General features: G+C 55.8%; 28 protein-coding genes. All 28 read left to right on the top strand.

Features of this window, described 5'->3' with window-relative positions:
• Nucleotides 1–107: 107 nt before the first annotated feature.
• The 28 genes from rpoB to secY all read left to right on the top strand — a co-directional run bounded on the left by rpoB (nt 108) and on the right by secY (nt 23591).
• Nucleotides 108–4187 (top strand): DNA-directed RNA polymerase subunit beta, encoded by a 4080-nt coding sequence (gene rpoB / locus BY454_RS06100; RefSeq protein WP_104416871.1) that lies wholly within the window; start codon nt 108–110, stop codon nt 4185–4187.
• A gap of 75 nt (nt 4188–4262) precedes the next feature.
• Nucleotides 4263–8477: a DNA-directed RNA polymerase subunit beta' gene (gene rpoC, locus BY454_RS06095; RefSeq protein WP_104425547.1), complete on the top strand. Its 4215-nt coding sequence runs from the start codon at nt 4263–4265 to the stop codon at nt 8475–8477.
• A gap of 166 nt (nt 8478–8643) precedes the next feature.
• On the top strand, nt 8644–9018 hold the full coding sequence (rpsL, locus tag BY454_RS06090; RefSeq protein ID WP_007154021.1) for a 30S ribosomal protein S12: 375 nt from the start codon (nt 8644–8646) through the stop codon (nt 9016–9018).
• A gap of 115 nt (nt 9019–9133) precedes the next feature.
• On the top strand, nt 9134–9604 hold the full coding sequence (gene rpsG, locus BY454_RS06085) for a 30S ribosomal protein S7 (RefSeq protein ID WP_099619739.1): 471 nt from the start codon (nt 9134–9136) through the stop codon (nt 9602–9604).
• Nucleotides 9605–9622: 18 nt separating this feature from the next.
• The gene (gene fusA / locus BY454_RS06080) at nt 9623–11728 is read left to right on the top strand and encodes an elongation factor G (protein ID WP_104416832.1); all 2106 of its coding nucleotides are present in this window, start codon (nt 9623–9625) and stop codon (nt 11726–11728) included.
• Nucleotides 11729–11763: 35 nt separating this feature from the next.
• A complete protein-coding gene (tuf, locus tag BY454_RS06075) occupies nt 11764–12960 on the top strand; it encodes an elongation factor Tu (protein WP_104425546.1) in 1197 nt (398 codons plus the stop codon).
• Between the two features lie 181 nt (nt 12961–13141).
• Nucleotides 13142–13453, top strand: a complete 312-nt coding sequence (gene rpsJ / locus BY454_RS06070) for a 30S ribosomal protein S10 (protein WP_077529290.1) — start codon at nt 13142–13144, stop codon at nt 13451–13453.
• 75 nt (nt 13454–13528) lie between these two features.
• Entirely contained in the window at nt 13529–14167 is a 639-nt protein-coding gene (gene rplC, locus BY454_RS06065) for a 50S ribosomal protein L3 (RefSeq protein ID WP_104416834.1), read from the top strand.
• A gap of 11 nt (nt 14168–14178) precedes the next feature.
• A complete protein-coding gene (gene rplD, locus BY454_RS06060) occupies nt 14179–14784 on the top strand; it encodes a 50S ribosomal protein L4 (RefSeq protein WP_104416835.1) in 606 nt (201 codons plus the stop codon).
• Nucleotides 14781–15074, top strand: coding sequence for a 50S ribosomal protein L23 (rplW, locus tag BY454_RS06055; RefSeq protein WP_104416836.1), 294 nt, complete (start codon nt 14781–14783; stop codon nt 15072–15074). The genes rplD and rplW overlap by 4 nt, the downstream gene beginning before the upstream one ends.
• A 17-nt stretch (nt 15075–15091) precedes the next feature.
• Nucleotides 15092–15919 carry a 50S ribosomal protein L2 gene (rplB, locus tag BY454_RS06050; protein ID WP_091706150.1) on the top strand — a complete coding sequence of 276 codons (828 nt, stop codon included), beginning with the start codon at nt 15092–15094 and terminating at the stop codon, nt 15917–15919.
• Nucleotides 15920–15943: 24 nt separating this feature from the next.
• Entirely contained in the window at nt 15944–16219 is a 276-nt protein-coding gene (rpsS, locus tag BY454_RS06045; protein WP_104416837.1) for a 30S ribosomal protein S19, read from the top strand.
• Between the two features lie 16 nt (nt 16220–16235).
• On the top strand, nt 16236–16568 hold the full coding sequence (gene rplV / locus BY454_RS06040; protein WP_104416838.1) for a 50S ribosomal protein L22: 333 nt from the start codon (nt 16236–16238) through the stop codon (nt 16566–16568).
• An 11-nt stretch (nt 16569–16579) separates the two neighbouring features.
• The gene (gene rpsC, locus BY454_RS06035; protein WP_091706146.1) at nt 16580–17263 is read left to right on the top strand and encodes a 30S ribosomal protein S3; all 684 of its coding nucleotides are present in this window, start codon (nt 16580–16582) and stop codon (nt 17261–17263) included.
• 12 nt (nt 17264–17275) lie between these two features.
• Nucleotides 17276–17689 (top strand): 50S ribosomal protein L16, encoded by a 414-nt coding sequence (gene rplP, locus BY454_RS06030; RefSeq protein ID WP_104416839.1) that lies wholly within the window; start codon nt 17276–17278, stop codon nt 17687–17689.
• Nucleotides 17689–17880 (top strand): 50S ribosomal protein L29, encoded by a 192-nt coding sequence (gene rpmC, locus BY454_RS06025; protein WP_091706143.1) that lies wholly within the window; start codon nt 17689–17691, stop codon nt 17878–17880. The genes rplP and rpmC overlap by 1 nt, the downstream gene beginning before the upstream one ends.
• 1 nt (nt 17881) lies before the next feature.
• Nucleotides 17882–18148 carry a 30S ribosomal protein S17 gene (gene rpsQ, locus BY454_RS06020; RefSeq protein WP_104416840.1) on the top strand — a complete coding sequence of 89 codons (267 nt, stop codon included), beginning with the start codon at nt 17882–17884 and terminating at the stop codon, nt 18146–18148.
• Between the two features lie 18 nt (nt 18149–18166).
• Nucleotides 18167–18535, top strand: a complete 369-nt coding sequence (gene rplN, locus BY454_RS06015) for a 50S ribosomal protein L14 (protein ID WP_091706140.1) — start codon at nt 18167–18169, stop codon at nt 18533–18535.
• A 17-nt stretch (nt 18536–18552) separates the two neighbouring features.
• Nucleotides 18553–18873, top strand: coding sequence for a 50S ribosomal protein L24 (gene rplX, locus BY454_RS06010; protein WP_104416841.1), 321 nt, complete (start codon nt 18553–18555; stop codon nt 18871–18873).
• A 15-nt stretch (nt 18874–18888) separates the two neighbouring features.
• Nucleotides 18889–19428, top strand: a complete 540-nt coding sequence (gene rplE, locus BY454_RS06005; RefSeq protein WP_104416842.1) for a 50S ribosomal protein L5 — start codon at nt 18889–18891, stop codon at nt 19426–19428.
• 12 nt (nt 19429–19440) lie between these two features.
• Nucleotides 19441–19746: a 30S ribosomal protein S14 gene (gene rpsN, locus BY454_RS06000; protein WP_104416843.1), complete on the top strand. Its 306-nt coding sequence runs from the start codon at nt 19441–19443 to the stop codon at nt 19744–19746.
• A gap of 88 nt (nt 19747–19834) precedes the next feature.
• Nucleotides 19835–20227, top strand: coding sequence for a 30S ribosomal protein S8 (gene rpsH / locus BY454_RS05995; RefSeq protein ID WP_104416844.1), 393 nt, complete (start codon nt 19835–19837; stop codon nt 20225–20227).
• A 9-nt stretch (nt 20228–20236) separates the two neighbouring features.
• Nucleotides 20237–20770: a 50S ribosomal protein L6 gene (gene rplF / locus BY454_RS05990; protein WP_091706131.1), complete on the top strand. Its 534-nt coding sequence runs from the start codon at nt 20237–20239 to the stop codon at nt 20768–20770.
• A gap of 9 nt (nt 20771–20779) precedes the next feature.
• On the top strand, nt 20780–21127 hold the full coding sequence (gene rplR, locus BY454_RS05985) for a 50S ribosomal protein L18 (RefSeq protein ID WP_104416845.1): 348 nt from the start codon (nt 20780–20782) through the stop codon (nt 21125–21127).
• 12 nt (nt 21128–21139) lie between these two features.
• A complete protein-coding gene (gene rpsE, locus BY454_RS05980) occupies nt 21140–21640 on the top strand; it encodes a 30S ribosomal protein S5 (RefSeq protein WP_104416846.1) in 501 nt (166 codons plus the stop codon).
• Nucleotides 21641–21644: 4 nt separating this feature from the next.
• Nucleotides 21645–21830: a 50S ribosomal protein L30 gene (gene rpmD, locus BY454_RS05975; RefSeq protein ID WP_104416847.1), complete on the top strand. Its 186-nt coding sequence runs from the start codon at nt 21645–21647 to the stop codon at nt 21828–21830.
• 1 nt (nt 21831) lies between these two features.
• On the top strand, nt 21832–22266 hold the full coding sequence (rplO, locus tag BY454_RS05970; RefSeq protein WP_104416848.1) for a 50S ribosomal protein L15: 435 nt from the start codon (nt 21832–21834) through the stop codon (nt 22264–22266).
• Between the two features lie 17 nt (nt 22267–22283).
• Nucleotides 22284–23591 carry a preprotein translocase subunit SecY gene (gene secY, locus BY454_RS05965; protein WP_104416849.1) on the top strand — a complete coding sequence of 436 codons (1308 nt, stop codon included), beginning with the start codon at nt 22284–22286 and terminating at the stop codon, nt 23589–23591.
• The last annotated feature ends 5 nt before the right edge of the window (nt 23592–23596 follow it).

Raw genomic sequence — 23596 nt, 5'->3', positions numbered from 1 at the left:
CCAGAGTCTTATTCAAGACGGCGCGATATGCCGAGCAATTCGGCCCCGAAGCAGAACATTTATTGCTTCTTGATACCAGGTATCAGGTCTAACGCTGGGGAATGCAGATGACTTACTCCTATACTGAGAAAAAGCGGATTCGCAAAGACTTTAGTAAATTGCCTTCCGTTATGGACGTCCCCTATTTGCTGTCTATACAGCTGAATTCGTTCCGGGACTTCCTGCAAGATGAAGCCGCTCCAGAAGACCGCCGGGAAACCGGTCTTCATGCTGCCTTCAAATCCGTATTCCCGATTGTCAGTTACTCTGGCAACGCCGCACTCGAGTACGTGAGCTACCGAATTGGCGAGCCAGTGTTTGATGTCAAGGAATGTCAGCTCAGGGGCGTTACCTACGCCGCGCCGCTGCGGGTAAAAGTCCGCCTTATCATTTATGACAAGGAATCGTCCAACAAGGCGATCAAGGACATTAAAGAACAAGAAGTCTACATGGGCGAAATGCCCCTGATGACTGAAAACGGTACCTTCGTTATCAACGGTACCGAACGCGTAATCGTTTCCCAGCTGCATCGTTCACCTGGTGTGTTCTTCGATCACGACAAGGGCAAGACCCACTCATCCGGTAAGCTGTTGTATTCGGCGCGGGTGATTCCTTACCGTGGTTCCTGGCTCGACTTCGAGTTTGATCCGAAGGACAGTGTGTTCGTGCGCATCGACCGTCGTCGTAAGCTGCCGGCAAGCATCCTGCTGCGCGGCCTGGGGTATACCTCCGAGCAGATGCTGGAGATGTTCTTTGAGACCTCCAAGTTCGCGCTGGGTGAAGAGAAGTGCAAGCTGGAGCTGGTGCCTAGCCGTCTGCGTGGTGATATCGCGACTTTCGATATCAAGGATCAGGATGGCAACGTCATTGTTGAGGAAGGCCGCCGGGTTACTGCTCGTCACATCAAACAGCTGGAAAAGGCGGGTATCAGTGAGCTGGAAGTACCGACCGAATACCTCTACGGCCGCGTACTTGCCAAGGATATGATCGATCAGTCCACTGGTGAGGTGCTGGTGGAATGTAACACCGAGCTGACCGAGGAAATTGTCCAGAACATCCTGGATGCCGGTGTTACCGAAATTGAGACCCTGTACACCAACGATCTGGATTGTGGTCCGTTCATGTCCGATACGCTGCGTATCGACCCGACCCGCACTCCGCTCGAAGCGTTGGTGGAAATCTACCGCATGATGCGTCCGGGCGAGCCGCCCACCAAGGAATCGGCTGAGAACCTGTTTAACAACCTGTTCTTCTCCGATGAGCGCTATGACCTGTCGTCGGTTGGCCGTATGAAACTGAACCGTCGTCTGGGCCGTGAGGAAAGCACCGGCGAAGGTACGCTGACCCACGAAGACATCATTGATGTCCTGAAGACCCTGATTGGTATTCGTAACGGCCAGGGCCAGGTGGACGACATTGATAACCTGGGCAACCGTCGTATCCGTTGCGTCGGTGAAATGGCCGAAAACCAGTTCCGTGTTGGTCTGGTTCGTGTTGAGCGTGCCGTGCGTGAGCGTCTGAGCCTGGCCGAGAGCGAAGGCCTGATGCCGCAGGATCTGATCAACGCCAAGCCGGTTGCGGCGGCTGTTAAGGAATTCTTCGGTTCCAGCCAGCTGTCCCAGTTCATGGACCAGAACAACCCGCTGTCCGAGGTCACTCACAAGCGCCGCATTTCCGCGCTTGGCCCAGGCGGTCTGACCCGTGAGCGTGCCGGCTTTGAGGTTCGGGACGTACACCCGACTCACTATGGCCGTGTGTGCCCGATCGAGACGCCGGAAGGCCCGAACATTGGTCTGATCAACTCGCTGGCCACTTACGCCCGTTCCAACTCCTACGGCTTCCTCGAAAGTCCGTATCGGAAAGTGGTTGATGGCGTGGTGACTGACGAGGTGGTGTACCTCTCTGCGATTGAAGAGAGCAACTACATCATCGCCCAGGCCAGTGCTGAAACTGATGAGAACAAGCGCCTGACGGATGAACTGGTAACCGTACGTCACCGGAACGAATTTACCGTGGCTCCGCCGGAGTCGGTGAACTTCATGGACGTGTCGCCGCGCCAGGTAGTATCGGTGGCAGCGTCACTGATTCCGTTCCTGGAGCACGATGACGCCAACCGCGCCCTGATGGGTGCAAACATGCAGCGTCAGGCCGTTCCGACCCTGAAGGCTCAGGTGCCGCTGGTAGGTACTGGTGTTGAACGCACCGTGGCCCAGGATTCCGGCGTATGTGTAACCGCTCGCCGTGGTGGTGTGATCGAAAGCGTTGACGCAGCCCGTATCGTGGTTCGCGTTAACAACCAAGAAACCGAAGCCGGTGATGCTGGTGTGGATATCTACAACCTCACCAAGTACACCCGCTCGAACCAGAACACCTGCATCAACCAGCGCTCCATCGTCCGCGAAGGCGACGAGATTGCTCGTGGCGACGTGCTGGCTGACGGTCCGTCCGTCGACCTGGGTGAACTGGCCCTGGGGCAGAACATGCGCATCGCATTCATGCCCTGGAACGGTTACAACTTCGAGGACTCGATCCTGATCTCCGAGAAGGTGGTTCAGGAAGACCGTCTGACTACGATCCACATTCAGGAACTGACCTGCGTGGCCCGTGATACCAAACTGGGTAGCGAGGAAATTACCTCCGATATCCCGAACGTTGGTGAAAGCGCGCTGTCCAAGCTGGATGAGTCCGGTGTGGTTTACATCGGCGCGGAAGTCGGCCCCGGTGACATTCTGGTGGGCAAGGTGACGCCGAAAGGCGAAACCCAGCTGACACCGGAGGAAAAGCTCCTGCGTGCCATCTTCGGTGAGAAGGCGTCCGACGTTAAGGACACCTCCCAGCGTGTGCCGACCGGTACCCGAGGCACCGTTATCGATGTGCAGGTATTTACTCGCGATGGCATTGAGAAGGATGCCCGTGCGTTGTCCATCGAGAAAGAACAGCTCGATAAGTACCGCAAGGACCTGAAAGACGAGTACCGGATTGTTGAGGGTGCCACCTTTGAGCGTCTGATGGCGGCCCTGAAAGGCCAGGAAGTCATAAGTGGTCCGGGCGGCGTCAAGAAAGGCAGCAAGCTGGATGAAAGCTATCTGGCCGAACTGCCGCGTGCCGACTGGTTCAAGCTTCGCATGAAGGATGAAGCCCTGAACGAGCTGCTGGAAAAATCCGAGCAGGGTCTGGAAGAGCGCAAGAAAGAGCACGAAGCGCGCTTTGAAGACAAGAAAGGCAAGCTCCAGCAGGGCGACGATCTGGCGCCGGGCGTACTGAAAATCGTCAAGGTATACCTGGCGATCAAGCGTCGCATCCAGCCGGGTGACAAGATGGCCGGCCGTCACGGTAACAAGGGTGTTATCTCAGCGGTTATGCCGATCGAGGATATGCCGCACGATGAGTACGGCACCACGGTGGACGTGGTACTGAACCCGCTGGGTGTACCGTCGCGGATGAACGTTGGTCAGGTACTGGAAACACACCTGGGCATGGCTGCAAAAGGTCTGGGCGACAAGATTACCCGGATGATGGAAGAGCAGCGTAAGGTGGCAGAGCTGCGTGAGTTGCTGGACCAGATTTACAACCACTCGGACGAAGTGTTCAAGGTGGACCTGGACTCCCTGAGCGACAAGGAGATCCTGGAGCTGTGCAGCAACCTGCGTGATGGCGTGCCGATGGCAACGCCGGTATTCGACGGTGCCCAGGAGCGCGAAGTGAAGCGCATGCTGGAGCTGGCCGACATGGATACCAGTGGTCAGGTGACGTTGTACGATGGCCGCACCGGTGACGCATTTGACCGTCCGGTGACCGTGGGCTACATGTACATCCTCAAGCTGAACCACTTGATCGATGACAAGATGCACGCTCGTTCCACCGGCTCCTACAGCCTGGTTACCCAGCAGCCGCTGGGTGGTAAGGCCCAGTTCGGTGGTCAGCGCTTCGGTGAGATGGAAGTCTGGGCGTTGGAGGCGTACGGCGCCGCCTACACCCTGCAGGAAATGCTCACCGTGAAGTCGGACGACGTAAACGGCCGCACCAAGATGTACAAGAACATTGTTGATGGCGATCACCGGATGGAGCCGGGAATGCCTGAATCCTTCAACGTTCTTGTCAAGGAAATCCGCTCGTTGGGTATCGACATCGAGCTGGAATCCGAGTGAGCCGAATTTTTTTGGCAGCGTGAGCGGGCACCTCGTGTGCCCGCCCGAGATTAACGCCATCCGGAGCTTTTACTGATGAAAGATTTGCTGAATCTTCTCAAGAGCCAGAATCAGAGCAAGGAATTCGACGCGATCCGTATCGGTCTTGCGTCGCCTGACATGATTCGCTCCTGGTCTTTCGGTGAGGTTAAGAAACCCGAGACCATTAACTACCGCACCTTCAAGCCGGAGCGTGACGGTCTTTTCTGTGCCAAGATCTTCGGCCCGATCAAGGATTACGAGTGCCTGTGCGGCAAGTACAAGCGCCTCAAGCATCGCGGTGTGATCTGCGAGAAGTGTGGTGTTGAAGTTGCACTGGCCAGCGTCCGTCGTGATCGCATGGGCCATATCGACCTGGCCAGCCCGGTCGCTCACATCTGGTTCCTGAAATCATTGCCGTCCCGCATTGGTCTGATGCTGGACATGACTCTGCGTGACATTGAACGGGTTCTGTACTTTGAATCCTTCATCGTTATCGACCCAGGCATGACCACACTTGAAAAGGGCCAGCTGCTAAACGACGAGCAGTATTACGAAGCCCTGGAAGAGTTTGGCGACGAATTCGATGCCCGCATGGGTGCCGAAGCCGTCAAGGAACTGCTTGAAGACATCGATATCCAGGCGGAAGTGGATGCCCTGCGTGAAGAAATCCCGCAGACCAATTCCGAAACCAAGATCAAGAAATTCAGCAAGCGTCTGAAGATTCTTGAGGCGTTCCTGTATTCCGGCAACAAGCCGGGCGACATGATCATGACCGTACTGCCGGTTCTGCCGCCCGACCTGCGTCCGCTGGTACCGCTGGACGGTGGCCGCTTTGCCACCTCCGACCTGAACGACCTGTACCGTCGCGTGATCAACCGGAACAACCGTCTCAAGCGCCTGCTGGAGCTGAACGCCCCGGACATCATCGTGCGCAACGAAAAGCGCATGCTGCAGGAGTCCGTGGATGCGCTGCTGGACAACGGCCGTCGTGGTCGTGCCATCACCGGCACCAACAAGCGTCCGCTGAAGTCCCTGGCCGACATGATCAAGGGTAAGCAGGGTCGTTTCCGTCAGAACCTGCTGGGTAAGCGTGTGGACTACTCCGGTCGTTCCGTGATCGTGGTTGGTCCCTACCTGCGTCTGCACCAGTGTGGCCTGCCCAAGAAAATGGCACTGGAGCTGTTCAAGCCGTTTATTTTCTCCAAGCTTGAGCACCGTGGCCTGGCGACCACCATCAAGGCCGCCAAGAAGATGGTCGAGCGCGAGGAAGGCGTGGTCTGGGATATCCTGGACGAAGTCATCCGCGAGCACCCGATCATGCTCAACCGTGCGCCGACACTGCACCGTCTGGGTATCCAGGCTTTCGAGCCGGTTCTGATTGAAGGTAAAGCTATCCAGCTGCACCCGCTGGTGTGTGCGGCCTATAACGCCGACTTCGACGGTGACCAGATGGCGGTGCACCTGCCGCTGACCCTGGAGGCCCAGCTCGAAGCGCGTGCGTTGATGATGTCTACCAACAACGTACTGTCACCGGCCAATGGCGAGCCGATCATCGTGCCTTCCCAGGACGTTGTATTGGGTCTGTACTACATGACTCGTGAGCGTAAGAGCGCGCTGGGCGAAGACATGGTGTTTGCCGACGTAAAAGAGGCGCACCGTGCCTATGGCGCAGGCAAGGTGGATCTGCAGGCCATCGTTAAGGTTCGAGTTAAAGAAGTCACCTACGGCGACGACGGCGAGAAGATCGAACAGCACAAGATTGTGGACACCACCGTTGGTCGTGCCCTGTTGTTCGATATCCTGCCGGACGGCCTGTCTTACGACATCGTGAACAAGCCGATGGTCAAGAAGGCCATTTCGAACCTGATCAATACCTGTTATCGCGAAGCCGGTCTCAAGGATACCGTTATCTTTGCTGACCAGCTGATGTACATGGGTTATCACTACGCCACCGTGTCCGGTATCTCCATCGGCTTTAACGATTTCGAGATCCCGCCGGAAAAATACGAGATGGTGGATGCCGCCTCTGCCGAGGTTAAGGACATCGAGACCCAGTACGCGTCGGGTCTCCTGACCCAGGGCGAGAAGTACAACAAGGTGATCGATATCTGGTCCCGGGTCAACGACAAGGTCTCCAAGGCCATGATGGAGCGTCTGTCCCAGGAGCAGGTGATTGGGCCTGATGGTAATCCGGTGAAGGGCGAAGACGGCGAAGACCTGATGCAGGAGTCGTTCAACTCCGTTTACATGATGGCCGACTCTGGTGCCCGGGGCTCCCCCGCCCAGATCCGTCAGCTGGCCGGTATGCGTGGCCTGATGGCCAAGCCGGATGGCTCGATCATCGAAACGCCGATCACCGCGAACTTCCGTGAAGGTCTGAACGTACTCCAGTACTTCATCTCCACCCACGGTGCCCGTAAGGGTCTGGCGGATACCGCACTGAAGACCGCGAACTCCGGTTACCTGACCCGTCGTCTGGTTGATGTATCCCAGGATCTGGTGGTGACCGAGGAAGACTGTGGCACTGACGAAGGCCTGTTGATGACGCCGCACATCGAAGGCGGCGACGTCGTTGTGCCACTGGGTGATCGTGTACTGGGCCGTGTAACCGCCCGTGACGCCTTCACGCCGATCGATAAGGAAAACGCCGTCATTCCGGCCGGCACGCTGCTGGACGAAAAGGCGGTTGAAACGCTGGAACGTGCCGGTGTGGACGAAGTCTGGGTACGCTCCGCGATTACCTGTGACACCCGCCACGGTATCTGTTCGAAGTGTTACGGCCGTGACCTGGCCCGTGGCCATGAGGTGAACGTGGGTGAAGCGGTTGGCGTTATCGCCGCCCAGTCCATCGGTGAACCGGGTACCCAGCTGACCATGCGTACCTTCCACATCGGTGGTGCGGCAAGTCGGGCGTCTGCGGTGGACAATATCCAGGTTAAGCACGGTGGTACGGTTCGCCTGCACAACCTGAAGTCGATCGAGAAAAGCGACGGCAGCCTGGTGGTTATTTCACGCTCCTCGGCACTGGCGATCGCTGATGATCAGGGCCGTGAGCGCGAGTGGTACAAGCTGCCGTATGGCGCCGTGCTGTCCGTGAAGAACGGTGACGAAGTCGAAGCCGGCGTTGTGGTGGCCAAGTGGGATCCGCACACCCACCCAATCGTGGCTGAAGCCGAAGGTACCGTTAAGTTCGTGCACATGGATCAGGGCATTACCGTCCGGACCCAGACCGACGAGCTGACCGGACTGTCGACCATGGAAGTGATTGATCCGAAGGAACGTCCGGCAGCTGGTAAGGACATCCGTCCGGCCATCCAGCTGGTGGATGACAACGGTAACGATGTGGAGCTGCCGGGTGGCGGTGCCGCGATCTTCTTCCTGCCAGCCAATGCGCTGGTGACCATGGCCAACGGTGCCAGGGTTGAGCTGGGTGACGTGGTTGCACGTATCCCGCAGGAAAGCTCCAAGACTCGTGACATCACCGGTGGTCTGCCACGGGTTGCCGACCTGTTCGAAGCCCGTCGTCCGAAAGAGTCTTCCATCCTGGCGGAGACCAGTGGTGTGGTGTCCTTCGGGAAAGAGACCAAAGGCAAGAAGCGCCTGGTAATCACGCCGCGTGATGCCGATCCGTACGAGGTGCTGATTCCGAAGCATCGCCAGCTGAACGTGTTCGAAGGTGAAACCGTTGAGAAGGGCGAAGTGATCTCGGATGGTCCGTCCAACCCGCACGATATCCTGCGTCTGCTGGGTGTCGTGGAGCTGGCGAAGTACATCACCAACGAGATCCAGGACGTGTACCGTCTGCAGGGCGTTGTCATCAACGATAAACACATTGAGGTTATCGTTCGTCAGATGCTGCGCAAGGTGGAAATCACCGATCCGGGCGATACCACGCTCCTGTCTGGCGACCAGGTGGAAATCACCCAGGTGCTGGAAGAGAACGAGCGCGTCGAAACCCTCGACAAGGAACCGGCGAAGTACCAGCGTCTGCTGTTGGGTATCACCAAGGCCTCCCTGGCAACCGAATCGTTCATTTCCGCCGCCTCCTTCCAGGAGACCACGCGGGTTCTGACCGAAGGCGCTGTCAATGGCAAGCGTGATTACCTGCGCGGCCTGAAAGAAAACGTGGTCGTGGGTCGTCTGATCCCGGCTGGTACCGGTCTGGCCTACCACAACGAGCGTCGTCGCAAGCGTGAACTGGAAGAGCAGGGCGTGACTGCGGCGGATGTGGAAGAAGCGCTGAGCGCCGAACTCAACCGCGAAAGTTGAGCCGGCGCAAACCACCTGCGGGTAGATACCTACCCGTGGGGTGGTTAAAAAGAGATCAGTCAGCTTGACTGACCCGGGGCGCGGGCTTAAACTTGCGTCCCTTAAATTTTACCCCCTTCACTGGGGGTAAGTTTCATTGGAATAGCTTTTTTTGGAGTTTGCTTACATGGCAACGATTAATCAGTTGGTGCGTAAGCCTCGTAAGCGCAAGGCAGCCAAGAGCGACGTTCCTGCTCTGCAGGCCTGCCCTCAGCGCCGTGGTGTATGCACTCGTGTGTACACCACAACGCCGAAGAAGCCGAACTCAGCACTTCGTAAAGTGTGCCGTGTTCGTCTGACCAACGGCTACGAGGTTTCCTCATACATTGGTGGTGAAGGTCACAACCTTCAGGAGCACAGTGTTGTGCTGATCCGCGGCGGTCGAGTAAAAGACTTGCCGGGTGTGCGCTATCACACTGTTCGCGGTACTTTGGACACCCAGGGTGTGCAGAATCGTAAGCAGGGCCGCTCCAAGTACGGTGCAAAACGACCCAAGTCCTGATGTCCCGCACGGGTGTCTTTTATCGTTGCTTGTCAGAACGGTAAGAGTAAGGCTGAGTAGCAGTTTGCTATCTCAGGGGTTCCTGAAGACCTTTTAGATATATAAGGGCTTATCGATGCCTAGAAGAAGAGTTGCAGCAAAACGGGAAATTATCCCGGATCCGAAATTCGGCAGTGCACGTCTTGCCAAGTTCATCAACCACGTGATGGAAAGCGGTAAGAAATCCGTTGCAGAGCGCATTGTTTACGGCGCGCTCGACATTGTTGCCGAGAAATCAAAGGAAGAGCCGATCGACATGTTCGAAAAGGCCCTGGAAAACATCCAGCCGATGGTGGAAGTTAAATCCCGCCGTGTTGGTGGTGCCACCTACCAGGTGCCCGTAGAAGTACGGCCTTCCCGTCAAAACGCGCTGGCCATGCGCTGGCTCGTAGAATTTTCACGGAAGCGCGGCGAGAAAAGCATGGCGCAGCGTCTGGCAGGTGAGATTCTTGATGCCGCCGACAGCAAAGGTTCCGCTGTGAAGAAGCGCGAAGACGTGCATCGCATGGCCGAAGCCAACAAGGCTTTCTCTCACTTCCGTTTCTAAACAGCCGAGGTTTATATCGTGGCACGCAAGACTCCGATCAAACGTTACAGAAACATTGGTATCTGTGCGCACGTGGATGCGGGCAAGACCACTACCACCGAGCGGGTACTGTTCTACACAGGTATCTCCCACAAGATCGGTGAGGTTCATGATGGCGCCGCTACCATGGACTGGATGGAGCAGGAGCAGGAGCGTGGTATCACCATTACCTCCGCTGCTACCACCACTTTCTGGCAGGGTATGGATAAGCAGTACCCTGAGCACCGGATCAATATCATCGACACCCCGGGGCACGTTGACTTCACCATCGAAGTAGAGCGTTCCCTGCGTGTTCTGGATGGTGCCGTGGTTGTGTTCTGTGGTTCCTCAGGTGTTGAGCCGCAGTCCGAGACCGTATGGCGTCAGGCCAACAAATACGAAGTTCCGCGCATGGTGTTCGTCAACAAGATGGACCGTGCCGGTGCAGACTTCCTGCGCGTTGTCGAGCAGATCAAGGATCGCCTGGGCGCGAACTGCGTTCCCATTCAGCTGCCGATTGGCGCTGAAGACGAATTCGCCGGCATTGTGGACCTGATCCGCAACAAGGCAATTTACTGGAACGAAGCCGACGCCGGTGCGACCTACGAAGAGAAGGACGTTCCCGCGGACATGGTCGACGAAGTCGAGCAGTACCGTGAGGAAATGGTGGAAGCCGCGGCTGAAGCCAACGAAGAGCTGATGGAGAAGTACCTCGAGGAAGGCGAGCTTTCCATTGAGGACATTAAGAAAGGTCTTCGTATGCGTACCCTGGCCAACGAAATCGTTGTTGCCACCTGTGGTTCCGCGTTCAAAAACAAGGGCGTTCAGGCCGTTCTGGACTCCGTTATCGAATTCCTGCCGGCGCCTGACGAAGTTAAGGCCATCCGCGGTGAAGTTGACGACGAGGGTACCGAAGAAACCCGTCCGGTTGATGACGAAGCGCCGTTCGCCGCTCTGGCGTTCAAGATCGCGACCGACCCGTTCGTGGGTACGCTGACCTTCTTCCGTGTTTACTCCGGTAAGCTGGAATCCGGTAACGCTGTATACAACTCTGTTAAGCAGAAGAAAGAGCGTGTCGGCCGGATGGTGCAGATGCACTCCAAAGAGCGTCAGGAAATCAAGGAAGTACTGGCGGGCGATATCGCTGCCGCCATCGGTCTGAAGAGTGTGACCACTGGTGACACCCTGTGTGACGAGAACCACAAGATCGTTCTTGAGCGCATGGAGTTCCCGGAGCCGGTTATCTCGGTGGCTGTTGAGCCGAAATCCAAGGCCGACCAGGAAAAGATGGGTGTTGCTCTGGGCAAGCTGGCCCAGGAAGATCCCTCATTCCGTGTTCGTACCGACGAAGAGTCCGGCCAGACCATCATCTCTGGTATGGGCGAGCTGCACCTGGACATCATCGTTGACCGTATGCGTCGCGAGTTCAAGGTTGAAGCCAACATCGGTAAGCCGCAGGTAGCCTACCGTGAGTGCATTCGTAAGCCGGTAGACGTCGAAGGCAAGTTTGTTCGTCAGTCGGGTGGTCGTGGTCAGTACGGTCACGTCAAGCTGAAGCTTGAGCCGCTGCCGCTGGATGATGAAGAAGGCGAAAACTTTATCTTCGTGAATGAAATCGTTGGTGGTGTTGTTCCGAAGGAATACATCCCGGCGGTTCAGCAGGGTATTGAAGAGCAGATGCAGAACGGCTGTCTGGCCGGTTATCCGCTGCTGCGCATCAAAGCAACCCTGTATGACGGTTCTTACCACGACGTCGACTCCAACGAGATGGCCTTTAAAGTTGCCGGTTCCATGGCAATGAAGAAGGGCGCTCTGGAAGCCAATCCGGCGCTGCTGGAGCCGATGATGAAGGTGGAGGTTGTTACCCCTGAAGATTACATGGGTGACGTAGTAGGCGACCTGAACCGTCGTCGCGGCCTTGTACAGGGTATGGAAGACATTCCGGCTGGCAAGCAGATCCGCGCCGAAGTTCCGTTGTCGGAGATGTTTGGTTACGCCACCGACCTGCGTTCTGCAACTCAGGGCCGGGCGTCATATTCCATGGAGTTTGCCGGTTATTCCGAAGCTCCATCGAACATTGCCGATGCGATCATTAAACAGGGTTGATTCCCAGAATTTAAGTAACAGGAAGAGGTGTAACCGTGTCTAAAGAAAAATTTGAGCGTAGTAAGCCGCACTTGAACGTGGGCACCATCGGTCACGTTGACCATGGTAAAACCACTCTGACCGCTGCTCTGACTCGTGTATGTCACGAAGTTTGGGGTACAGGTTCTGCCAGTGCGTTCGACCAGATCGATAACGCACCGGAAGAGAAGGCGCGTGGTATCACCATCGCGACTTCCCACGTTGAGTACGATTCTCCGACTCGTCACTACGCGCACGTTGACTGCCCGGGCCACGCTGACTATGTGAAGAACATGATCACCGGTGCTGCCCAGATGGACGGCGCGATCCTGGTTTGCTCCGCTGCTGACGGCCCCATGCCGCAGACTCGTGAGCACATCCTGCTGTCCCGTCAGGTTGGCGTACCGTACATCGTTGTGTTCCTGAACAAAGCGGACATGGTAGACGATGAAGAGCTGCTCGAGCTGGTCGAGATGGAAGTTCGTGATCTGCTGAGCCAGTACGAGTTCCCGGGCGACGACACTCCGATCGTTACCGGTTCTGCTCTGATGGCGCTGGAAGGCAAAGACGACAACGAAATGGGCACTACCGCTGTTAAGAAGCTGGTAGAAGCTCTGGATGACTACATCCCCGAGCCGGAGCGTGCCATCGATCAGCCGTTCCTGATGCCGATCGAGGACGTCTTCTCCATCTCCGGTCGTGGTACCGTTGTAACCGGTCGTGTTGAGCGCGGTATCGTCAAGACTGGCGACGAAGTTGAAATCGTTGGTATCAAAGACACCGTCAAGACCGTTGTTACTGGTGTTGAGATGTTCCGTAAGCTGCTCGACGAAGGTCGTGCTGGTGAGAACATCGGTGCCCTGCTGCGTGGTACCAAGCGTGACGACGTTGAGCGTGGTCAGGTACTGGCGGTTCCGGGGTCCATCACTCCCCACACCAAGTTCGAGTGCGAAGTGTACGTCCTGGCAAAAGACGAAGGTGGTCGTCACACCCCGTTCTTCAAAGGCTACCGTCCGCAGTTCTACTTCCGTACAACTGACGTGACTGGTTCTTGTGAACTGCCGGAAGGTGTTGAAATGGTAATGCCGGGTGACAACGTGAAAATGTCTGTTACCCTGATCGCTCCGATCGCCATGGAAGATGGCCTGCGCTTCGCGATTCGCGAAGGTGGCCGTACCGTTGGTGCCGGCGTGGTATCCAAGATCGTCGAGTAAGTTATTCGATGATCCGGAAAAGGGGCTGAATGTTCAGCCCCTTTTCCGTATGAGTCGCACAGTTGCCCGACCAGGTCTTCAGCATGGCTGTTGACACGGTTGGGTATTCTGCATACAATGCGGCTCCTTTTTTTGAAGGTCGGCTAATAAAGTAGCTGCTACGAGTGGAGTTTGGTGCATCATGCAAAGCCAAAAAATTCGAATTCGGTTGAAGGCGTTTGATTATCGCCTGATCGACCAGTCCACGCAGGAGATCGTCGATACCGCCAAGCGGACCGGCGCTCAGGTGCGTGGCCCGATTCCTCTGCCGACGCGGAAGGAAAAGTACACGATTCTGATCTCTCCGCACGTCAACAAAGACGCGCGTGATCAGTATGAAATTCGTACGCATAAGCGTTTGCTCGACATCGTTGAGCCGACGGAAAAGACAGTTGATGCTCTGATGAAGTTGGACCTGGCAGCAGGTGTGGACGTTCAGATCAGCCTCGGCTAATACCGCCCGGTATTAGTCTGTGTAACTGTCACAGGCCATAGAGGGTGCGAGCCCCGTACACTTAAGAGGTGAAACATGGCAATTGGTGTTGTCGGTCGTAAGGCCGGTATGACCCGTATTTTTACGGATGAAGGGCAAGCATTGCCCGTAACGGTAATTGAGGTTGAGCCCAACCGCATTACCCAGTTGAAAACTCTCGAAAACGACGGCTACCGTGCAGTTCAGGTAACCGTAGGTTCTCGTCGCTCCTCCCGTGTAACCAAGGCTGAAGCCGGACACTACGCGAAAGCTGGCGTAGAGGCTGGTCGTGGTAACTGGGAATTCCGTCTGGGCGAAGGCGAAGGCGAAGATTTGGCCGCCGGTGGCGAGCTGAATGTTTCCGTGTTTGAAGATGGCCAGGTAGTGGACGCTATCGGTCAGTCCAAAGGTAAGGGCTTCCAGGGCGGCGTTAAGCGCTGGAATTTCTCCATGCAGGACGCTACTCACGGTAACTCCCTGTCGCATCGTGCCCCGGGTTCCATTGGTCAGAACCAGACTCCGGGTAAGGTGTTCAAGGGCAAGAAGATGGCCGGTCAGATGGGTAACGCACAGGTCACCGTGCAGAACCTGAAGATTGTCCGTGTCGATGCCGAGCGCAACCTGCTGCTGGTGAGTGGTGCCGTACCTGGCGCAACTGGCGGCGATGTTGTCATCAAGCCTGCAGTTAAAGCCTGAGGAGCGGTGCGATGGAATTGACAATTACTGGTAGCGGCAAAGGAATCTCTGTTTCCGACGCTGCGTTTGCCAAAGATTTTAACGAAGCTCTGGTTCACCAGGTGGTGACTGCCTACATGGCAGCCAGCCGTCAGGGTACCAAAGCACAGAAGACACGTTCCGAAGTTGCCGGCGGTGGCAAGAAGCCGTGGCGTCAGAAGGGTACTGGTCGTGCTCGTGCGGGTACTATCCGCTCTCCGATCTGGCGCGCTGGTGGTGTTACTTTCGCTGCCAAGCCCCGTGATTTCGAGCAGAAGGTTAACCGTAAGATGTACCGTGCTGCGATGCGGTCCATTTTCTCCGAGCTGGTTCGCCAGGAGCGCCTGGTTGTTGTTGACGATATCAACGTGGACAGCCCGAAAACTAAGGCTTTCACTGCCAAGCTGAATGACCTGGGCGTATCCAATGCCCTGATTCTTTCTGAAAGCGTAGAGCAGAACCTGCATCTGGCCTCTCGTAACATTCCGCACGTTGATGTGCGTGATATTGCTGGTCTGGATCCGGTCAGCCTGGTTGCCTTCGAGAAAGTCGTGGTGACTGTTCCCGCTCTGAAGAAGATCGAGGAGATGCTGGGATGAATCAGGAACGTATTTATCAGGTCCTGCTTGGGCCGCTCGTATCGGAAAAAGCCTCTCTGGCGGCAGAGCGTGGTCAGGTTGCGTTCCGCGTATCCGCTGATGCCACCAAGCCGGAGATCAAGAAAGCCGTTGAGCAGCTGTTCAACGTCACCGTAGAAGGTGTTCAGGTTCTGAACCGCAAGGGTAAGCAAAAGCGCACTATCCGCGGATTCGGCAAGCGTAATGACATTCGTAAGGCTTATGTAAAGCTGGCAGAAGGTCAGGACATCGATTTTCTGGATGTGGAATAAGGTAAAGGGGTCGTAATATGCCGATCGTCAAAACCAAACCAACATCTGCCGGACGCCGTCACGTTGTAAAGCTTTACAACCCGGATCTGCACACTGGGCGCCCCTACGAGCCGTTGGTAGAAAGAAAGAACAAGACGGGTGGTCGTAACAATGTAGGCCGCATCACAACCCGTCACACCGGTGGTGGTCACAAGAAGCACTACCGTGTCATCGATTTTAAGCGGACCAAAGATGGTATCCCTGCGGTTATTGAGCGCATGGAATACGATCCTAACCGCTCTGCGCACATCGCACTGCTGAAGTACGCCGATGGCGAGCGTCGTTACATTATCGCTCCCAAGGGTATGCAGATTGGCGATCCTGTGCGCTCCGGTATCGACGCGCCGATCAAGGTGGGTTCCACGCTGCCGCTCCGGAACATTCCGGTCGGTTCCGTGATCCACTGCGTCGAACTCAAGCCTGGCAAAGGTGCCCAGCTGGCTCGTTCCGCGGGCGCATCCGTACAGCTGGTTGCTCGGGAAGGTTCTTATGCAACCATCCGCCTGCGCTCAGGTGAAATGCGAAAGGTGCTTGTTGATTGTCGTGCCACGTTGGGCGAAGTCTCCAACAGCGAACACAGTCTCAAGCAGCTTGGTAAAGCGGGTGCATCACGTTGGCGCGGCAAACGGCCAACAGTACGTGGTGTTGCTATGAACCCAGTTGACCACCCGCATGGTGGTGGTGAAGGGCGTACCTCTGGCGGACGTCACCCGGTTACTCCGTGGGGTGTTCCGACCAAAGGGCATAAAACTCGTAAGAACAAGCGTACTGACAAGATGATAGTACGTCGTCGTTCGGCCAAGTAAACGACTACATAGAGGTAATTTGCTGTGCCACGTTCTTTGAAGAAAGGTCCTTTTATAGACCTGCATCTGTTGAAGAAGGTCGAGGCAGCTCTGGAAAACAACGACAAGCGGCCCATTAAAACCTGGTCCCGCCGGTCAACCGTTTTCCCAGAGATGGTAGGCCTGACCATTGCAGTCCACAACGGCAAGCAACACGTGCCGGTTTATGTCACCGAAGATATGGTTGGACATAAGCTGGGTGAGTTCGCGGCAACGCGTACTTATCGTGGTCATGCAGCCGACAAGAAAGCTAAACGCTGATCTCGAGGTAATAGAAATGGAAGTAGCAGCCAAGTACAAGGGCGCTCGCCTCTCAGCTCAAAAAGCACGTCTTGTCGCTGACCAGGTACGCGGCAAGGCTGTTGAGGACGCCCTGAACATTCTGACATTCAGCCCTAAGAAGGCATCGGTGATCATCAAGAAAGCTCTTGAGTCCGCCATTGCCAACGCTGAGCATAACGAAGGTCTGGACGTAGATGATCTGCGGGTTTCCACCATCATGGTGGATGAGGGCCCAACGCTCAAGCGAATCCGAGCTCGAGCCAAGGGGCGCGCTGACCGTATTTTCAAGCGCACCTGTCATATCACCGTCAAGGTCGCCGACAAGTAGGAGATGCTCAGATGGGTCATAAAGTAAATCCAACCGGCATTCGCCTGGGTGTGATCAAAGAGCACAACTCAGTGTGGTACGCCGATAAAAAGGACTACGCGAACAAGCTTCTGAATGACATCGAAGTTCGCGCATTCCTCGACAAGCGTCTGGAAAAGGCGTCTGTCAGCAAGATCGTGATCGAGCGCCCTGCTCAGAACGCCCGGATCACGATCCATACCGCCCGTCCCGGCATTGTGATCGGGAAGAAGGGTGAAGATGTTGATCGTCTGCGTCGCGAAGTAAGCGCCATGATGGGCGTGCCCGTGCACATCAACATCGAAGAAGTCCGCAAACCGGATCTGGATGCCAAGCTGGTAGCGCAAAACGTTGCCGGTCAGCTCGAGCGTCGTGTGATGTTCCGTCGTGCCATGAAGCGCGCGGTACAGAACGCCATGCGTCAGGGCGCCAAGGGCATCAAGATCCAGGTAGGCGGTCGTCTCGGGGGCGCTGAAATTGCCCGGTCCGAGTGGTATCGCGAAGGTCGCGTTCCTCTGCACACTCTGCGTGCAGATATTGATTACGCAACCTACGAAGCGCAAACCACCTACGGCATTATCGGCGTGAAGGTATGGATCTTCAAAGGTGAGATTCTTGGTGGTATGGAACAGGTCCGTGCTGACAAGAAAGCCTCTGGGAAGAAAGGTTCTAAGTAAAGGGGCACTCTTATGTTGCAACCAAAACGCACGAAATTCCGCAAGGTAATGAAAGGCCGTAACACCGGCCTCGCGCACCGTGCCAACAAGGTGAGCTTCGGTGAATACGGATTGAAGGCGACAACTCGTGGGCGTATAACTGCGCGCCAGATCGAGGCTGCTCGTCGTACGATGAACCGTCGGATCAAGCGTGGTGGTAAGATCTGGATCCGGGTTTTCCCGGACAAGCCGATCACCAGCAAGCCGCTTGAAGTCCGGATGGGTAAAGGTAAAGGTTCTGTCGAGTATTGGGTGGCTGAAATTCAGCCTGGCCGTATGCTGTACGAGATGGAAGGCGTGGCCGAAGATGTGGCCCGTGACGCTTTCACACTCGCTGCTGCCAAACTGCCGGTACAGACCACCTTTGTTAAGAGGACGGTGATGTGATGAAAGCAACAGAGCTGCGTGAAAAGTCAGTCGAGGAGCTGAACCAAGAGCTGATCGACCTCCTGAAGGAGCAGTTCAACCTGCGCATGCGTAAGGCGACAGGTCAGCTGAATCAGTCTCACCTTCTCGGCAAGGTGAAGCGCGACATTGCGCGCGTTAAAACGGTATTGAACGAAAAGGCAGGACAGTAACATGACCGAAGCTACCCAAACTGCCAGAACTCTTAGCGGCAAGGTCGTGAGCAACAAGATGGACAAGTCCATCGTGGTCCTGGTTGAGCGTCAGGTGAAACACCCTCTGTACGGTAAGTACATGAAGCGCTCCACCAAGATTCATGCGCACGATGAAAGCAACCAGTGCAACGTCGGCGACACAGTCACCATCCAGGAAACCCGTCCGGTCTCCAAGACCAAGAGCTGGGCCCTGGTGGAAGTCACCGAAACTGCATCCAAGGTGTAATTCGCCCGGAGAACAACCATGATTCAGACTCAAACAATGCTTGAAGTCGCGGATAACAGTGGTGCACGGCAAGTCCAGTGCATCAAGGTCCTGGGCGGATCTCACCGGCGCTATGCAGGCGTTGGGGATATCATCAAGGTGACCGTCAAGGAAGCCATTCCCCGCGGCAAGGTTAAGAAAGGCCAGGTCCTGAAGGCTGTAGTGGTACGTACCCGCAAAGGCGTACGTCGTCCAGACGGTTCTTTGATCCGCTTCGACGGCAACGCCGCAGTGCTTCTGAACCCTCAGGACGCACCCATCGGTACCCGTATCTTCGGACCGGTTACCCGTGAACTGCGTAATGAGAAGTTCATGAAAATTATTTCACTGGCACCCGAAGTACTTTAAAGGACCAGAGGCCGGTTATGAAAAAGATCAAACGCGATGACGAAGTAATCGTCACCACCGGGAAAGATAAGGGCAAACGTGGTAAAGTCCTGAAGGTTCAGGACGACGGCCGAGTGCTTGTTTCTGGGATCAACATGATCAAGAAGCACACCAAGCCAAACCCGATGCTCGGCACCCAGGGTGGTATCGTCGAGAAAGAAGCACCTATCCAGGTTTCCAACGTGGCTATTTTTAATCCGCAGACCGGCAAAGCCGATCGTGTAGGCTTCCAGGTTAAGGAAGACGGCACCAAAGTGCGGATCTTCAAGTCCACGTCTGAAGCCGTCGATAACCAGTAAGCGGTGGTGGTTACGATGCTTAACAGTAAAGAGCAGTACACTAAAGAAGTGGTACCTGCCCTGCAGAAGGAGTTCTCTTACAAGAACATCATGCAGGTGCCGCGGATTGAGAAAATCACCCTGAACATGGGTGTTGGTGAAGCTGTTGGTGATAAAAAACTGATCGAAAACGCAGTTGCCGATCTGGAGCGCCTAGCGGGCCAGAAACCGGTGATCACCAAAGCTCGCAAATCCGTCGCGGGTTTCAAAATCCGTGAAGGTTGGCCGATTGGCTGTAAAGTGACCCTGCGTGGCGAACGCATGTGGGATTTCTTTGATCGTCTGGTGCACATTGCGGTTCCCCGCATTCGTGACTTCCGCGGTCTGAACCCGAAATCCTTTGACGGTCGTGGAAACTACAGCATGGGTGTGCGTGAGCAGATCATCTTCCCGGAAATTGACTACGACAAGGTAGACAAGGTCCGTGGCCTGGATGTGACCATCACCACCACTGCTGATTCCGACGACGAAGGTCGCGAACTCTTGAAAGCCTTTGGCTTTCCGTTCAAGAAATAAGGAACGAGTGACATGGCGAAGGTTTCAATGAAGCAGCGTGAGCTGAAGCGCGAAAAAATGGTTGCGAAATACGCAGCCAAGCGCGCGGAGCTCAAAGCTATTATCAAGAACCCGAATACCAGCGATGAAGAACGTTGGGACGCACAGATGAAGCTCCAGCAGCTTCCTCGTAATGCGAGCCCGTCTCGTCTTCGGAATCGTTGCCAGGTTACTGGTCGCCCGCACGGTGTTTTGCGCAAGTTCGAGCTTTCGCGGATTAAACTCCGCGAATACGGCATGCGCGGTGACGTGCCTGGCCTGACCAAGTCAAGCTGGTAAGATAGGCCGCCTGACTTCGGTCAGGTGCCTGTTGGTAAGCGGTGCGGCAAGCCGCTGCACAACTAAAAAGATCAGGAGCCTCATACTAATGAGTATGCAAGACACGCTTGCGGATATGTTTACCCGTATCCGTAATGCCCAGATGGCATCGAAAGCCGACGTAACGATGCCGTCGTCCAAGATGAAGGCCTCCGTAGCCCAAGTCCTGAAGGACGAAGGTTACGTAGAGGATTTTTCCGTTTCAGCCGACGCTAAGCCCGAGCTGACCATCACTCTGAAGTACTTCGGCGGTAAGCCGGTAATTGAAGAGATCCAGCGGGTAAGCCGCCCGAGCCTGCGTCAGTACAAAGGTTCAGGTGAGCTGCCGAAGGTAGCTGGTGGTCTTGGGGTCGCGATTGTCTCAACGTCCAAGGGCGTTATGACAGACCGCGCTGCACGTGCTGCAGGCGTGGGTGGCGAAGTCATCTGCACCGTATTCTAGGAGATACACATGTCCAGGGTTGCCAATAATCCTGTCGTGCTGCCTTCCGGTGTTGAGGTTAAGCTGAACGGACAGGAAATCGATGTGAAGGGTTCCAAGGGAGCGCTTCAATTCACCATCCATCAGGCGGTTGAAGTAACGCAGGAAGAGAATGTTCTGCGCTTTGCTGCTCGTGATGGCGCCAAAAAGTCCCGCGCTCTTGCAGGTACTACCCGCGCGCTGGTTAACAACATGGTTACCGGCGTGTCCACTGGCTGGGAGCGTAAACTCCAGCTGACGGGCGTAGGTTACCGTGCGCAGGCGCAAGGTAAGAAGCTCAATCTGACACTGGGTTTTTCCCACCCGGTTGAATATGAGCTGCCCGAGGGTGTTACCGCTGAAACTCCTTCGAACACCGAAGTGGTAGTTCGCGGTATCGACAAGCAACAGGTTGGCCAGGTCGCTGCTGAAATCCGCGCGTTCCGTCCGCCAGAGCCTTACAAAGGCAAAGGTGTGCGTTATGCGGATGAGCAGGTCAGACGCAAAGAAGCCAAGAAGAAATAAGGCGGGACTATGAGCGCAAATAACGAAAGACTGCGTCGCGCACGCAAAGTGCGCATGAAGATCCGTGAGCTGGGTACCGACCGTCTGTGCGTTCACCGCACGCCGCGTCACATGTATGCCCAGGTTACGACTGCAGATGGCAGCAAAGTGCTGGCCTCTGCCTCCACGTTGGATAAGGATCTGCGCCAGGGTGCAACCGGTAACGTGGAAGCTGCCCAGAAGGTCGGTCAGCTGATCGCTGAGCGTGCCAAGGCAGCAGGCATCGAGAAGGTCGCTTTTGACCGCTCGGGTTACCGTTATCACGGTCGTGTCCAGGCTCTGGCCGACGCTGCCCGTGAAGCTGGCTTGCAATTCTAAGAGGTGGAGAAGATGAGCGTTAACGAACAGAAGGCGCCTGAGCTCCAGGAAAAGCTGGTTCAGGTCAATCGCGTCGCCAAGGTTGTTAAAGGTGGCCGTATTTTCGCCTTCACCGCACTGACTGTAGTGGGTGATGGTAAAGGTCGTGTTGGTTTCGGTCGTGGTAAGGCCCGGGAAGTTCCGGTTGCCATCCAGAAGGCCATGGAAGCTGCGCGCAAAAACATGGTAGATGTGGCGCTTGACGGCAACACTCTCCAGTACCCGGTCAAGGCACAGCATGGCGGCTCCAAGGTCTACATGCAGCCGGCTTCCGAAGGTACCGGTATCATCGCCGGTGGTGCGATGCGTGCGGTATTGGAAGTAACCGGTGTGGAGAACGTACTGTCCAAGTGTTACGGGTCTACCAACCCGGTGAACGTAGTGCGTTCCACCATCAAGGGTCTGCAGGCCATGAAAGCGCCTGAAGATGTTGCGGCCAAGCGCGGTAAATCCGTCGACGATATTCTGGGTTGAAGTCATGGCGAACAATACGATCAAAGTAACTCTGACCCGCAGCCCGATCGGCTGTCAGCCCAAGCACAAGCTGTGTGTGAAGGGCCTGGGTCTTCGTAAAATCGGTCACACCGTTGAGCTGGAAGACACACCTTCCATCCGCGGTATGATCAACCGGGTAAATTACCTGGTTCGGGTTGAGGAGAACTGAGATGCGTCTGAACGAACTTGCTCCGGAACCCGGTTCACGTCCGTCCGCCAAGCGCGTCGGTCGTGGTATCGGTAGCGGCCTGGGTAAAACCGGTGGCCGTGGTCACAAAGGTCTGAAATCCCGTTCCGGCGGTACCGTTGCTCGGGGTTTTGAAGGCGGTCAGATGCCACTGGCACGCCGTCTGCCGAAGTACGGCTTCACGTCTCGCCAGCAGCGCTACGTCGCTGAGATTCGCCTGAACGAACTGGCGAAGGTTGAAGGCGACGTTGTGGATCTGGATGCGTTGAAGCGCGCCGACATCGTCCGCGATGAAATCCGCGAAGCCAAGGTTATCCTGTCCGGCGAAATTGACCGTGCAGTAACCGTACAGGGCCTTCGTGTCACCAAGGGCGCACGCGAGGCAATTACTGCCGCGGGTGGTAAAGTCGAAGACTAAGGCGAGTCGAGGACTAAATGGCCAAGACAGCATCCATGCCTGCGGGCGCCGGAAAAGGATTTGCAGAGCTGCGTTCGCGGCTCTGGTTTGTCTTCCTGGCATTGTTGGTGTACCGGATCGGTGCCCACATTCCCGTGCCTGGCATTAACCCGGACCGTTTGGCGGCATTGTTCGAGCAGAATCAGGGCACGATCCTGAGCATGTTCAACATGTTTTCCGGTGGTGCGCTTGAGCGCATGAGTATCTTCGCACTCGGTATCATGCCGTATATTTCGGCTTCCATTATCATGCAGCTCATGACGGCGGTCAGCCCGCACCTTGAGCAACTGAAAAAGGAAGGCGAGTCTGGTCGTCGTAAGATCAGCCAATATACGCGCTATGGTACGGTTGTCCTGGCCCTGGTTCAGGGCTTTGGTATTTCCATGGGGTTGGCCTCACAGGGCGTCACCTTCAACGACAGCTTCAGCTTCCACTTTGTGGCGGTGGTGTCGTTTGTTTCTGGCGCTGTGTTCATGATGTGGCTGGGTGAGCAGATCACCGAGCGCGGTATCGGCAACGGTATTTCGCTGTTGATCTTCACCGGCATTGTCGCCGGCTTGCCCGGCGCCATTGGCCAAACCCTGGAGCAGGCTCGTAGCGGTGAGATGAGCCTGTTGGTCGTGCTCGGTATTGGTATCCTTGCAGTTGCCGTCATTGGCTTCGTGGTTTTCATGGAGCGGGGACAGCGGCGTCTGACCATTAACTATGCCAAGCGTCAGCAAGGTCGCCGGGTGTTTGCCCAGCAGTCCAGTCATTTGCCCTTGAAGGTCAATATGGCCGGCGTTATTCCGCCGATCTTCGCCTCGTCCCTTCTGTTGTTCCCGGCGTCGCTGGGGCAATGGTTCGGTCAGGGTGAAGGCATGGAGTGGCTGAGCAGCGTTTCCCAGGCCCTGGCTCCGAGCCAGCCGTTGTACATCATTCTGTTTGCAGCAGCAGTTATCTTCTTTTGCTACTTCTATACAGCGCTGATGTATAATCCCAAGGAAGTTGCGGATAACCTCAAGCGCTCCGGTGCGTTCATTCCCGGCATTCGCCCGGGTGAACAGACCGCAAAGTACATCGATGGTGTACTGACCCGTCTGACGTTGTTCGGGGCAATGTATATTGCAGCAGTGTCTCTGTTCCCACAGTTCCTGATGGTTGCAGGTAACGTACCCTTCTATCTGGGTGGTACCTCACTGCTGATTGTTGTAGTCGTCGTGATGGATTTCATGGCTCAGGTTCAATCACACCTGATGTCACATCAGTACGAGTCACTGATGAAGAAGTCCAATCTCAAGGGCTAGGTCGG

This window comes from Marinobacter persicus (assembly GCF_002934325.1).
Lineage (GTDB): Bacteria > Pseudomonadota > Gammaproteobacteria > Pseudomonadales > Oleiphilaceae > Marinobacter > Marinobacter persicus_A.
The sequence above is the reverse complement of the archived record's forward strand: the minus strand, read 5'-3'. Positions and strand labels throughout refer to the sequence as shown.

Bases quoted from the DNA above. Each gene is read 5' to 3' on its own strand.
- rpoB (WP_104416871.1), top strand. From the start codon at position 108: ATGACTTACTCCTATACTGAGAAAAAGCGGATTCGCAAAGACTTTAGT.
- rpoC (WP_104425547.1), top strand. From the start codon at position 4,263: ATGAAAGATTTGCTGAATCTTCTCAAGAGCCAGAATCAGAGCAAGGAA.
- rpsL (WP_007154021.1), top strand. From the start codon at position 8,644: ATGGCAACGATTAATCAGTTGGTGCGTAAGCCTCGTAAGCGCAAGGCA.
- rpsG (WP_099619739.1), top strand. From the start codon at position 9,134: ATGCCTAGAAGAAGAGTTGCAGCAAAACGGGAAATTATCCCGGATCCG.
- rpsJ (WP_077529290.1), top strand. From the start codon at position 13,142: ATGCAAAGCCAAAAAATTCGAATTCGGTTGAAGGCGTTTGATTATCGC.
- rplC (WP_104416834.1), top strand. From the start codon at position 13,529: ATGGCAATTGGTGTTGTCGGTCGTAAGGCCGGTATGACCCGTATTTTT.
- rplD (WP_104416835.1), top strand. From the start codon at position 14,179: ATGGAATTGACAATTACTGGTAGCGGCAAAGGAATCTCTGTTTCCGAC.
- rplW (WP_104416836.1), top strand. From the start codon at position 14,781: ATGAATCAGGAACGTATTTATCAGGTCCTGCTTGGGCCGCTCGTATCG.
- rplB (WP_091706150.1), top strand. From the start codon at position 15,092: ATGCCGATCGTCAAAACCAAACCAACATCTGCCGGACGCCGTCACGTT.
- rplV (WP_104416838.1), top strand. From the start codon at position 16,236: ATGGAAGTAGCAGCCAAGTACAAGGGCGCTCGCCTCTCAGCTCAAAAA.
- rpsC (WP_091706146.1), top strand. From the start codon at position 16,580: ATGGGTCATAAAGTAAATCCAACCGGCATTCGCCTGGGTGTGATCAAA.
- rplP (WP_104416839.1), top strand. From the start codon at position 17,276: ATGTTGCAACCAAAACGCACGAAATTCCGCAAGGTAATGAAAGGCCGT.
- rpmC (WP_091706143.1), top strand. From the start codon at position 17,689: ATGAAAGCAACAGAGCTGCGTGAAAAGTCAGTCGAGGAGCTGAACCAA.
- rpsQ (WP_104416840.1), top strand. From the start codon at position 17,882: ATGACCGAAGCTACCCAAACTGCCAGAACTCTTAGCGGCAAGGTCGTG.
- rplN (WP_091706140.1), top strand. From the start codon at position 18,167: ATGATTCAGACTCAAACAATGCTTGAAGTCGCGGATAACAGTGGTGCA.
- rplX (WP_104416841.1), top strand. From the start codon at position 18,553: ATGAAAAAGATCAAACGCGATGACGAAGTAATCGTCACCACCGGGAAA.
- rplE (WP_104416842.1), top strand. From the start codon at position 18,889: ATGCTTAACAGTAAAGAGCAGTACACTAAAGAAGTGGTACCTGCCCTG.
- rpsN (WP_104416843.1), top strand. From the start codon at position 19,441: ATGGCGAAGGTTTCAATGAAGCAGCGTGAGCTGAAGCGCGAAAAAATG.
- rpsH (WP_104416844.1), top strand. From the start codon at position 19,835: ATGAGTATGCAAGACACGCTTGCGGATATGTTTACCCGTATCCGTAAT.
- rplF (WP_091706131.1), top strand. From the start codon at position 20,237: ATGTCCAGGGTTGCCAATAATCCTGTCGTGCTGCCTTCCGGTGTTGAG.
- rplR (WP_104416845.1), top strand. From the start codon at position 20,780: ATGAGCGCAAATAACGAAAGACTGCGTCGCGCACGCAAAGTGCGCATG.
- rpsE (WP_104416846.1), top strand. From the start codon at position 21,140: ATGAGCGTTAACGAACAGAAGGCGCCTGAGCTCCAGGAAAAGCTGGTT.
- rpmD (WP_104416847.1), top strand. From the start codon at position 21,645: ATGGCGAACAATACGATCAAAGTAACTCTGACCCGCAGCCCGATCGGC.
- rplO (WP_104416848.1), top strand. From the start codon at position 21,832: ATGCGTCTGAACGAACTTGCTCCGGAACCCGGTTCACGTCCGTCCGCC.
- secY (WP_104416849.1), top strand. From the start codon at position 22,284: ATGGCCAAGACAGCATCCATGCCTGCGGGCGCCGGAAAAGGATTTGCA.